Source organism: Micromonospora sp. DH14 (assembly GCF_029809455.1).
GTDB lineage: Bacteria > Actinomycetota > Actinomycetes > Mycobacteriales > Micromonosporaceae > Micromonospora > Micromonospora parva.
Window position 1 is genome coordinate 85,098 of record NZ_JARVKT010000015.1, and the last position, 11,145, is coordinate 96,242.

An 11,145-nucleotide genomic window follows, 5' to 3' on the forward strand; every position below is an offset into this window, starting at 1 on the left:
GACGGTCGCCGTACGCTTTCTGTCATGCGCCATGAGTGGCATCAGCTGAGCCATCCCGCGGTGGGCAGCCCGGGCCTGCAGACCAGCCGACCGACAGTCGACTCCGCCGAGGACGCCGCGCTCGGCCTGGACCGATGGCGGGAGCTGCCCCGCGAGCAGGTCCCGCCGTGGTCCGACCCGAGCGCCGTCGCCGCCGTCTGCAAGGTCCTCGACACCGTGCCGTCGGTCGTCGCGCCCTACGAGGTGGACCAGCTCCGGCAGAAGCTGGCCCTGGTCTGCGAGGGCAAGGCGTTCCTGTTGCAGGGCGGTGACTGCGCCGAGACGTTCGTCGACAACACCGAGAGCCACCTGTTGGCCAACGCCCGCACCCTGCTCCAGATGGCGATCGTGCTCACCTACGGCGCGTCACTGCCGGTGGTCAAGGTCGCCCGGGTCGCCGGGCAGTACACGAAGCCCCGCTCGCTGCCGACCGACGCCCGTGGGTTGCCCGCGTACCGCGGCGACATGATCAACTCGCTGGAGGCCGACCCGGCCGCCCGGGTCGCCGACCCGCAGCGCATGATCCGGGCGTACGCCAACTCGGCGGCGGCGATGAACATGCTCCGGGCGTACCTCGCCGGCGGGCTCGCCGACCTGCACGCCGTACACGACTGGAACAAGGGCTTCGTGAAGAACTCCCCGGCGGGGGAGCGTTACGAGGCGATCGCCCGGGAGATCGACAGGGCGCTGGCCTTCATCCGGGCCTGCGGCATGACCGACGACGAGGCGCTGCGCACCGTCACGCTCTACTGCTCCCACGAGGCCCTCGCCCTGGAGTACGACCGCGCGCTCACCCGGGTCTCCGACCGGCGGGCCTACGGGCTCTCCGGGCACTTCCTCTGGATCGGCGAGCGCACCCGGCAGATCAACGGGGCGCACATCGACTTCATCTCCCGGATCGCCAACCCGATCGGGGTCAAGCTCGGCCCGACCACGTCCCCGGACGAGGCGATCGAGCTGTGCGAGAAGCTCAACCCGGACAACATCCCGGGCCGGCTCACCCTGATCAGCCGGATGGGCAACCACCGGGTACGCGACGCGCTGCCGCCGATCGTCGCCAAGGTCACCGCCGCCGGGGCCAAGGTGGTCTGGCAGTGCGACCCGATGCACGGCAACACGCACGAGTCGTCGAACGGCTACAAGACCCGGCACTTCGACCGCATCGTCGACGAGGTGCTCGGCTACTTCGAGGTGCACCGAGGGCTGGAGACCCACCCCGGTGGCCTGCACGTCGAGTTGACCGGCGAGGACGTCACCGAGTGCCTCGGTGGCGCCCAGGGCATCGAGGACCTCGACCTGCCCGACCGGTACGAAACCGCCTGCGACCCGCGACTGAACACCCAGCAGTCGTTGGAGTTGGCCTTCCTGGTAGCGGAGATGTTGCGTGGCTGACCTTGTTGATCTGCGGTCCGACACGGTGACCCGGCCCACCGCCGGGATGCGGGAGGCGATGGCCACCGCCGAGGTCGGTGACGACGTCTACGGCGAGGATCCGAGCGTCAACGCCCTCGAAGCCGAGGTCGCCGCGTTGTTCGGGCACGAGGCGGCGCTGTTCGCCCCGAGTGGGTCGATGGCGAACCAGATCGCCCTGCAACTGTTGGTGTCGCCCGGCGACGAGTTGCTCTGCGACGCCGACGCGCACGTGGTCACGTACGAGATCGGTGCCGCGGCTGCGTACGGCGGGATCTCCTCACGGACCTGGCCCGCGGTGGGCGCGGACATCGACCCGGAGGTGGTGGCCGGGATGATCCGGCCGGACGGCTACTTCGCCGTTCCCACCCGGGCGATCGCCGTCGAGCAGACCCACAATCGGGGCGGCGGTGGGGTGATTCCGCTGGCGACTCTGCGGGATCTGCGCGGGGTCGCCGACGAGGCGGGTGTCGCGCTGCACTGCGACGGCGCCCGGATCTGGCACGCGCACGTCGCCGACGGGGTGCCGCTGATCGAGTACGGCCGGCTCTTCGACACGTTGTCGGTGTGCCTCTCCAAGGGCCTCGGCGCGCCGGTCGGCTCGCTGGTGGTGGGCAGCGCCGACAAGATCGAACGTGCCCGGACGATCCGTAAGCGGATGGGCGGTGGCATGCGCCAGGCCGGCGTCCTCGCCGCCGCCGGTCGGTACGCGCTCGCGCAGCACGTCGACCGGCTGGCCGACGACCACGCGAAGGCGGCCCGGCTCGCCGAGGCCGTCGCGCCATTCGGTGTGCTGGCCACGACGGTCCGTACCAACCTGGTCGCGCTGGACCTCACCAAGCACACTCTGGACGCGCGGGCTCTGGCTGCCGCGGCGCGGGCCGAGGGCGTCCTCATCTCGGTGCTCGGCCCCCGTACCGCCCGCCTGGTCACCCACCTGGGCGTCAGTGACGCGGACATCGACCGCGCCCTCGCGGTCCTACCCCGCATCCTGGCCAACGCCTGACCCCCACCGCCACTCACCTCGGTGATCAAGAGGTCTGCGTCAGGTTCCGGCCTCCGGGTGACGCAAACCTCTTGATCAACCAGGTGGGGTCACTGGTGGGTCAGGCGGGTGAGGGTGGTGATGTCGGCGGCGTGGCCCACGTGCTTCTCACTGGGGGTTTCCACGACGGTCGGGACGCCGGCGGTGGCCGGGTGGGCCATCAGCTCGGCGAAGGCCGGCTCACCGATGGTGCCCTTACCGATGTTCTCGTGCCGATCCCGGGTGGAACCGCACAGATCCTTCGAGTCGTTGGCGTGGACCAGCCGCAGCCGGTCCGCACCGACAGTGGCCACCAGGGTGTCCAGGGTCGCCGTCATGCCGCCCTCGGCCGCCAGGTCGTGGCCGGCCGCCCAGGCGTGGCAGGTGTCGAAGCAGACCCCGAGCATGGGGTGCCGGTCCACCGCGTCCAGGTAGGGCCCGAGCTGCTCCACCCGGGAGGCGAGTGACCGGCCTCCACCCGCGCTCGGCTCGACCAGCAACATCGGCCCGCCAGCGTCGGCGGTCCAGTCGAGCAACGGCAGCAACACCTCGCGAACCTGTCGCATCGCCGCCTCGGCGTGCCCCTCGTCCACCGAACTGCCCGCGTGGAACACCACCCCGCGCGCGCCGATCGCCGCCCCCCGACGCAGCGCGTGCGCCAGCGTCTGGGCCGACTTCTCCACGGTCGCCGGGGTGGGCGAGCCGAGGTTGACCAGCAGCGCGGCGTGGATGAACGCGGGAATGCCCCGCTCGGCGCAACCGTCGCGGAACAGGGCGTCCTGCCCGGGGTCGCCGTTGGGCAGTGCCCAGCCTCGCGAATTGGAGACGTAGACCTGCACCACCTGCGCACCCGTCACGTCGGCGTACGGCAGGGCAGCCTTCGCCAGCCCACCCGAGGTCGGAGTGTGCGTGCCCACCGGCCGCGAGATCGTCGGCATCAGAAGCACGTCAGCGTGACCGGGGTGCCCGGAGCCACCTGCTGGTTCTCGCCCGGGATCTGGATCCGGACCACGGCGTTCGGGTTGATCGCCACCGTCACCGGGAAGCCCTGGCCCTCCAGCGCCTGCTTGGCCTGCTGGCAGGGCAGATCCACCACCCGCGGCATGGCAACCTGCGGTGGCCCCTTGCTGACGTCCAACTTGACCTGGGTGCCCTTCTCCACGCCGGCGCCATCGGCCGGGCTCTGCCCGAGGATCTCGTCCCTCGGCTTGTCGGAGTCCTTGTAGTTCTCCACCAGCACCAGGTCGAGCTGGGCCAGGGTCGTCCGGGCCTCGGTCAGGCTCTTGCCGACCAGGTTCGGCACCGTCACCGGCGCCCTGCCCCGGCTCAGAATGAGGGTGACCTTCGTCCCTGGCTTGACCTCGGCGCCCACCTTGGGGGAACTCTCCACCACGACGCCGGCCGGCAGGCTGTCGTCGTAGCGGGGGGTGCCCTTGGCCACCACCAGCTTCGCGTTGAGCAGGTCCGCCTCGGCGAGCTCGAACTCCTTGCCGATCACGTCCGGTACGGGGAAACGCTCCGGGCCCAGCGAGAGGGTCAGGGTGATCGTGCCACCCTTGACGATCCTGGTTGCGGACGCCGGGTCCTGCCCCAGCACGCTGTCCTTCGGGGCCTTCTCGTCGAAGCGCGGCTCGGCGTACTCGAGGACGAGCCCGGCGCGGTCGGCCTGCGCCTGCGCCTCGGCCTTGCTCAGGCTCACCAACTGCGGAGCGTCCGTGTAGCGACCGACGCCGAACCACCAACCACCGATCGCGGCCACCAGCCCCAGCGTCACCACCACGGCCGCGACGGCCAGTCGGCCACGCGGATGGTTCAGCACCGTGGTGCGCAGCGCGGCGAGCCGGGCGCCCAGGCCCTCGGCGGGCTCCGGGGCGGCCCGCCGCCGACCCGGCCCCTGGCTGCTGGCCCCCTCGGGCAGCCGCGCCCAGGACGGGCGGTTGGGCGGCTGGACCGTCGCGACCATCATGGTCGGCTGGGAGAGCAACGGTTCGTCGCTGACCGGGCGGAGCACGGCGGTGTGGCTGTTGGCGTCGCCCAGCCGATCCCGGGCAACCTGCACCTCGGCCAGTAACGCGCCGGCGTCCGCGGGCCGGGCGCCGGGGTCACGCCGAGTGGCCCGCTGCACCAGGTCGTCGAGGACCGACGGCAGGCCCGGCACCAGCGTCGAGGGCGCCGGCACGTCCCGGTCGACGTGCTGCCAGGCGACGTCCACCGGGCGGTCCCCGTCGTACGGCACCCGGCCGGTGAGCATCTCGAACAGCACGATGCCGGCCGAGTAGACGTCGGTGCGCGGATCGGCGCGGCCCTCGGTGACCAGCTCCGGGGCGACGTACGCCACGGTGGCCATCAGTTGGTTGCCCTGCTCCTCGTCGGCGCTCGCCTCGACCGCCCGGGCCAACCCGAAGTCGGCCACCTTCACGACGCTGTCGACCAGGTTGGCGACACCACCGGTGGGCGCCTCCGCGACCAGCACGTTCTCCGGTTTGACGTCGCGGTGCACGAGACCCGCCCGGTGCGCGGCGGCGATCGCGGCGAGCATCTGCTCGGTGATGGCCAGCGCCTCGTCCGGGTTGAGTCGGCGGCGCTCGGCCAGCACGTCGCGCAGCGTGCGGCCACGGACGTACTCCATCACCAGGTACGGCAGACCGGCGTGGGTGCCCTGGTCGTAGACCGCCACCACGTTCGGGTGGGTCAGCCGGGCGATCGTCTTCGCCTCGTCGGTGAACCGGGCCACGAAGTTGGCGATCCTGGCCCGCGCCTCGCTCGCCTGGGTCGGGTGAATGATCTTGACAGCGACGGTGCGCTCAAGGCGCTCGTCGGTGGCGGTGTACACGGTCGCCATGCCACCACGGGCCACGCGACCGCGAATGCGGTAGCGCCCGTCGATCAGCGAGCCCAGCAACGTGTCGGCGACCTGAGTGTCCATCGGCAGGGAGTCTATGTGTCCAGGGGGCTAAGGATGAACAGGATGCTACAGCCGTACGCCGGCCCGGGCCGTCCGGCCGCGCTGTGTGCCCCTTATTCGCTGGTCAGGGGCGATCACGAGAGCGGGTGCCGACGGGTCGCCCGGGGTGCCGGTGGCTCGTCGAGGCGGCGGCGTGGCAGGGTGGTCGGGTGACCGAACCCGTACCCGATCAGGCCGCGCCCGGCCTGGAGCTCGCCGGACCCACCGACCCGGCCGGCTGGTTGACCCTGCCCGACGTCGCGGAACGCCTCGACGTGTCGATCAGCAAGGTGCACCAGATGATCCGTGACCGGGAGCTGTTGGCGGTCCGCCGCGACGGCGTCCGCCGCATCCCGGCGGACCTGGTTGCCAACCAGACCGTGCTCAAGCACCTGCCCGGTGTGCTCAACCTGCTCGCCGACAACGGCTACGACGACGAGGCCGCCCTGCGCTGGCTCTACGAGCCGGACGACACCCTGCCCGGCTCCACCCCGGCCGCCGCCCTCTCCGGCGATCAGGCCCGCGAGGTGAAACGCCGAGCCCAAGCCCAAGGCTTCTAACCCCCTGTCCCGCCCCCACCCGGCCCCCACCCTGCTTCCCCCGCGTTGATCATGAGGTTAGCGGCGCGACACGCCGAGGCGAAGGTCGCTAACCTCATGATCAACCCTGGCGGTGGGGGTGGGGGGTTAGTCGGTGCGGCGGGTTGCGGCTATGGCCAGGTCGACCAGGGCCTGGCGGGCCTCGGTGTCGAGGTCGACGGCGGTCAGCGCGGTCAGGGCGGCATCGGTGAGCGTGGCGATCCGCTGTTCGGTGCGGGCCAGCGCCCCGCTCCCCGAGATGACCTCGCGGAGTAGGGTCACCCCCGGCTCGTCCAGCTCCTGGTCGCCGAGCCGGCCGAGCAGCAACTCGCGGCCCGCGTCGTCGGTGGCCTCCACGGCCGCCGCCACCAGATAGGTGCGCTTGCCCTCGCGCAGATCGTCGCCGGCCGGCTTGCCGGTCAGTGCCGGGTCACCGAAAACCCCCAGCACGTCGTCGCGGAGCTGAAACGCCTCACCCAACGTCAGCCCGTACGCCGAGTAGGCCGCCCGCACGTCCTGCGGCGCGTCGGCCAGCGCGGCCCCGAGCAGCATCGGACGTTCGACGGTGTACTTCGCGGACTTGAACCGGGCGACCTTGCTGGCCCGTTGCACCGAGGTGTCCCCGGTGACCTGCGTCAGCACGTCGAGATACTGCCCGACGGTGACCTCGGTGCGCATCTCGTCGAAGACCGGCCGGGACCGGGCCAACGCCCACAGGTCCAGGCCCGCGGAGTGCAGCAGCTCATCGGACCAGACCAGGCAGAGGTCACCGAGCAGGATGGCCGCGGCGTCGCCGAAACCGTCCGGGTCGCCGCCCCAGCCGGCCTCCCGGTGCCGGGTGGCGAACCTCCGGTGGACCGCGGGCTCGCCGCGACGGGTGTCGGAACGGTCCATCAGGTCGTCGTGAATCAGGGCGCTGGCCTGGACGAACTCCAGCGCGGCCAGGGCGGTGATCACCTGGTCGCTGTCCACCCCGCCGGCACCCCGGAACCCCCAGTACGCGAATGCCGGACGCAGCCGCTTGCCGCCGCCGAGCACGAACGCCTCGATCGCCTCGGCCACCGGAATCAGCGCGTCGTCCACTGCGGCGAGCCGGACCCGTTGGCCGGCCAGGAACTCGGTGAGAGCCTTGTCGACCCGCTCCCGCAGGCCATTACGGTCGACGGGGGAGACAGGAGCAGCGTGGGTCACGCCCCGACGCTAGCCGGTCGTCATCGTTCGTGCTCCACCGCCACGCGTGGTGCGGCCGGGACCCGTTCGCCCAGGCGGTCGTACGCCGCGTGGCGTGGCGCGTCCCGGCCCGGTGGCCCGCGTCGAGCCGGCCCGGCGGGTGGCCGCGGCGGCCTCGGCGAGCGTCACCAGCGGCACGTCCAGGACGACCGCGAGCCAGCCGAGCCAGAACCCGCCCGGCACGCGACGCTGGCGCTCCCACCGGGAGATCTCGTGCCGACTCAGCGTCGGCACCCCGGCGGCGGCGCACAACTCGGCGGCGGCTCGCTGCTGGCTCCAGCCCCGGTCGAGTCGGCACCGGGCCAGCAACGGCCCGAGCTGCGTGCAGCGCGGCGAGGCGGGCGGGATCATGGGTCCTCCTGGCGGGCGTCGGTGCGGTGGCGCCCGACCCGCCCGACAGGACGGGACCGGCGTCACCGCTCGGTTGCTGACCCCCGCACGGGACCCCGGGGCCACCCCCGCCGCCCCTCCCGCACCGCCAATTCCTACCCCGGAGGTACGACGCCTTTCCGCCCGCCGCCCCGGCGCGGTGCGCCACGCCCTCCGGCTCGGCGTGGTGCGCCACCGCCCGCCCTGGCGCACAACGCGACGCCGGCCAACGGGTCAGCGCGGTGCGACGCCGCCTGTCGGCTCGGTGCGGATCGGGCGGCGTCGCCAACCAGGTGGAGCGCCCGGGCGACGCCGGCCACCGGGTCGGGCTGACCGGGCGGCGTCGGCCGCTGGATGGGAAGGGCCTGGGTCCTGTTGGCGTCGACCGCTAGAGTCGGGGCGTGGCGCTCGGTCTTCCCTCGACACTCCCCAATCCGCAGCCGGCGATCGGGGAGCTCATCCGTGAGCACCAGCCGACCTTCTCGTTCGAGTTCTTCCCGCCCAAGACCGAGGCGGGGGAGCTGCTGCTCTGGCAGGCCATCCGCGAGCTGGAGTCGCTGCGCCCGTCGTTCGTGTCGATCACGTACGGCGCGGGCGGCTCGACCCGGGACACCACCGTGGCGGTGACCGAGCGGATCGCCACCGAGACCACCCTGCTGCCGATGGCCCACCTGACCGCGGTCAACCACTCGGTCGCCGAGTTGCGGCACGTGGTCGGCCGGCTCGCCGGGGTAGGGGTCCGCAACGTGCTGGCCGTCCGGGGCGACCCTCCGGGCAACCCGGGCGGCGAGTGGATCCGCCACCCCGAGGGCGTGGACTACGCCGAGGACCTGGTCCGGTTGGTGCGGGACGCCGGTGACTTCAGCGTCGGCGTGGCGGCCTTCCCGTACAAGCACCCGCGCTCGCCCGACGTGGCCAGCGACACCGCCCAGTTCGTCCGCAAGTGTCGGGCTGGCGCGGAGTTCGCGATCACCCAGATGTTCTTCGACGCGGACGACTACCTGCGGTTACGTGACCGGGTGGCCGCCGCCGGCTGTGACACCCCGATCCTGGCCGGGGTGATGCCGGTGACCCAGATCGGCACCATCGAACGGTCCGTGCAGCTGTCCGGCGCGCCGTTCCCGCCGGCGTTGGCGGCCCGCTTCGAGCGCGTCGCCGACGACCCGGACGCCGTCCGCCGGCTCGGCATCGAGCAGGCCAGTGAGATGTGCCGCCGACTGCTGGACGAGGGCGTGCCGGGAATCCACTTCATCACCCTCAACCGGTCCACGGCGACCCGCGAGGTCTGGCAGAACCTGAAAGCCGGCGCGCGCGTGTGAACGCTGCGCCTGCGACACCTGTTGCCCGGCGCGACGGTTGATCCGTGGTGGGCACACAGCTGAACTGGGATCAGTACGCCACGGCGTGGGCGCGGCTGCACGGCGGGTTCGACCCTCGGGTCGCGGCGCCGGTGGTGCGAGCCTGGCTGCGATTCGCGTACCACGTCGGATATGTGCTGGGCCGACTGCGGGTCAGCCCCACCGCGGTCACCGTGGCCGGGGTGCTGCTCTGCTTCTGCGTACCGTTGCTGGTGAGCCGGCCGGGGGACGGGCCGTTCCTCGGTGCGCTGTTCGTGCTGCTCGCCGCCGTGGCGGACAGCGTGGACGGTGCGGTGGCGGTCGCCACCGGCCGCACCACCCGGTTGGGCTACGTCTACGACTCGGTCGCCGACCGGCTCGGTGAGGTGGCGTGGCTGCTGGCGTTCTGGCTGGTGGGCGCACCGGGTGGGCTGGTCGTCGCGGGCGGCGCGCTGTCCTGGCTGCACGAGTACGTCCGGGCGCGGGCGGTCGCCGCCGGTATGCGGGAGATCGGCGCGGTGACAGTGGGCGAACGCCCCACCCGGGTCTCGGTGGCGCTGGCCGGCTTGCTGGTCGCCGGACTGGCCGGGCTGATCGAGCCGGACCTGGCCGCCGGCACCATCACCATGGCGACAGCGGTCTGGGTGCTGCTGGCCGGGTTCGGCCTGGGACAACTGCTCTCCAGCATCCGGCGCGCCCTGCTCGACGCCGGTTGACTACCAGGCGGGGCCGATCTCGTCGGCGACGATCTGCGCGGAGAGGGTCACCATCGGTAACCCGCCGCCCGGGTGGGTGGAGCCACCCACCAGCCACAGCCCGTTAGCCGGGCCCCGGTTGGCCGGGCGGAGCAGCCCACCGGCGGTGCCGTAGATCGAGCCACCTGGCGCACCGGTCGCCACGTCCAGGTCGGCGGGGGTACGGACCTCACGGAACAGCAACCGGTCGCGGACGTCCACACCGCGCCGCGCCAGCACGTCCAGGATCCGGTCGGCGTACGCGTCGGCCAGCCCCGGACGTCGCCAGTCGACAGCTCCCGCCGCGGTGCCCTGCCGAGCGGCGTTGACCAGCACGAACCACGCCTCGTGCCCGGCGGGGCGGACCATCGGGTCGTCGGCCACCGTGACGAACACCGTCGGGTCGGCCGCCGGCCGGGCCCGCACCCCGCGCCCGGGGTCACCGAAGACCGCGTCGAACTCGGCGTCGTAGTCGTCGGGGAAGAAGACGTTGTGGTGGGCCAGCCCGGTGTTGCCGGAGACGCCGAGCAGCAGCACGAAACCGGCGAGGCTGCGGTCGGTCAGCGCGGCCAGCCGACCCGGGTGCGGCAGCAGGTCACGGTAGACGGTGATCGCGTCCACGTTGGCCACCACCACGTCGGCGGGCACCGGGGCGGCGACGCCGGCGAGGCGTACCCCGTGCACCCGGCCGCCGGTGGCGTCGATCCGGGTGACAGTGGCGTCGGTCTGCACGACCACGCCGAGGTCCAGGCAGCGGGTCAGCAGCGCGTCGGCGAGCGTGCCCAGCCCGCCGCGCAGGTACCAGCCACCGAAGGCCAACTCGGCGTAGGGGACCGCGACCAGCGCCGCGGGTGCCCGCCGTGGGTCGGCGCCGGTGTAGGTGGCGTACCGGTCCAGCAGCATCCGCAGCCGCGGGTCGGACAGGTGCCGGCGGCCCAGGCCGCGCAGGGTGCGGCCCGGGGCGATGGCGGCCAGGTCGCCGATGCGCCAGGCCAGCGACGCGAGATCGCGGGGGGAGTCGACGGTACGGCGCAGGATGTCCCGCGAGGAGGCCTGCCACACCCGCGCCGCCCGGCGCCACAGCCGCTGCCAGTCGGCCGCCGCCCGGTCACCGAAGGCGGCCCCGATCCGGCCGGTGAACTCCACCGGGTCGGCGCACGAGTCCAGTGTCGGGCCGCCGCCGGGGAAGACGTGCCGGACGATCGGGTCCAACGGGACCAGGTCCAGGTACTCGTCGAGCTTCGCCCCGGTCGCCTCGAACAGGTCGTGGAAGACCTCGGGCAGGGTGAGCAGGCTCGGCCCGGTGTCGAAGTGGAACGAGCCGGCCGGTGTGTCGTGCGCGTACCGGCCGAGCTTGCCGCCGACCGTGTCGGCCCGCTCGAAGACGGTCACCTGGTGCCCGGTGGCGGCCAGCCGGGCGGCGGTGGCGAGGCCACCCACCCCGGCGCCGACGACCACGATCCGCGCCATACCGCGTCCT

Annotated in this window: 10 protein-coding genes; 5 read left to right on the forward strand and 5 right to left on the reverse strand. The window is 72.7% G+C overall.

Annotated features, from left to right (window positions below; genetic code table 11):
* Positions 1–24: 24 nt before the first annotated feature.
* Both QCZ28_RS20435 and QCZ28_RS20440 read left to right on the forward strand, forming a co-directional pair.
* On the forward strand, positions 25–1,431 hold the full coding sequence (locus QCZ28_RS20435) for a 3-deoxy-7-phosphoheptulonate synthase class II (RefSeq protein ID WP_279518152.1): 1,407 nt from the start codon (positions 25–27) through the stop codon (positions 1,429–1,431).
* Positions 1,424–2,455, forward strand: a complete 1,032-nt coding sequence (locus QCZ28_RS20440; RefSeq protein WP_279518153.1) for a GntG family PLP-dependent aldolase — start codon at positions 1,424–1,426, stop codon at positions 2,453–2,455. Before QCZ28_RS20435 ends, QCZ28_RS20440 begins: the two co-directional genes overlap by 8 nt.
* Before the next feature lie 89 nt (positions 2,456–2,544).
* Here the strand turns inward: QCZ28_RS20440 and QCZ28_RS20445 are convergent, their stop codons facing one another.
* Both QCZ28_RS20445 and pknB read right to left on the reverse strand, forming a co-directional pair.
* The gene (locus QCZ28_RS20445) at positions 2,545–3,411 is read right to left on the reverse strand and encodes a deoxyribonuclease IV (RefSeq protein WP_279518154.1); all 867 of its coding nucleotides are present in this window, start codon (positions 3,409–3,411) and stop codon (positions 2,545–2,547) included.
* Positions 3,411–5,399 (reverse strand): Stk1 family PASTA domain-containing Ser/Thr kinase, encoded by a 1,989-nt coding sequence (pknB, locus tag QCZ28_RS20450; protein WP_279518155.1) that lies wholly within the window; start codon positions 5,397–5,399, stop codon positions 3,411–3,413. The genes QCZ28_RS20445 and pknB overlap by 1 nt, the downstream gene beginning before the upstream one ends.
* A 188-nt stretch (positions 5,400–5,587) precedes the next feature.
* Here pknB and QCZ28_RS20455 point away from each other — a divergent pair, with 188 nt between their 5' ends.
* The gene (locus QCZ28_RS20455; protein WP_030337695.1) at positions 5,588–5,977 is read left to right on the forward strand and encodes an Rv2175c family DNA-binding protein; all 390 of its coding nucleotides are present in this window, start codon (positions 5,588–5,590) and stop codon (positions 5,975–5,977) included.
* A gap of 126 nt (positions 5,978–6,103) precedes the next feature.
* Here QCZ28_RS20455 and QCZ28_RS20460 read toward each other — a convergent pair whose 3' ends face one another.
* Positions 6,104–7,186: a polyprenyl synthetase family protein gene (locus tag QCZ28_RS20460; protein WP_279518156.1), complete on the reverse strand. Its 1,083-nt coding sequence runs from the start codon at positions 7,184–7,186 to the stop codon at positions 6,104–6,106.
* A gap of 9 nt (positions 7,187–7,195) precedes the next feature.
* Positions 7,196–7,576, reverse strand: coding sequence for a helix-turn-helix domain-containing protein (locus QCZ28_RS20465; RefSeq protein WP_279518157.1), 381 nt, complete (start codon positions 7,574–7,576; stop codon positions 7,196–7,198).
* Between the two features lie 419 nt (positions 7,577–7,995).
* Here QCZ28_RS20465 and metF point away from each other — a divergent pair, with 419 nt between their 5' ends.
* Both metF and QCZ28_RS20475 read left to right on the forward strand, forming a co-directional pair.
* Positions 7,996–8,913, forward strand: coding sequence for a methylenetetrahydrofolate reductase [NAD(P)H] (metF, locus tag QCZ28_RS20470; RefSeq protein ID WP_279518158.1), 918 nt, complete (start codon positions 7,996–7,998; stop codon positions 8,911–8,913).
* A 44-nt stretch (positions 8,914–8,957) separates the two neighbouring features.
* The gene (locus tag QCZ28_RS20475; RefSeq protein ID WP_279518159.1) at positions 8,958–9,647 is read left to right on the forward strand and encodes a CDP-alcohol phosphatidyltransferase family protein; all 690 of its coding nucleotides are present in this window, start codon (positions 8,958–8,960) and stop codon (positions 9,645–9,647) included.
* Here the strand turns inward: QCZ28_RS20475 and crtI are convergent, their stop codons facing one another.
* Positions 9,648–11,135: a phytoene desaturase family protein gene (crtI, locus tag QCZ28_RS20480; RefSeq protein ID WP_279518160.1), complete on the reverse strand. Its 1,488-nt coding sequence runs from the start codon at positions 11,133–11,135 to the stop codon at positions 9,648–9,650.
* Positions 11,136–11,145 lie beyond the last annotated feature (10 nt).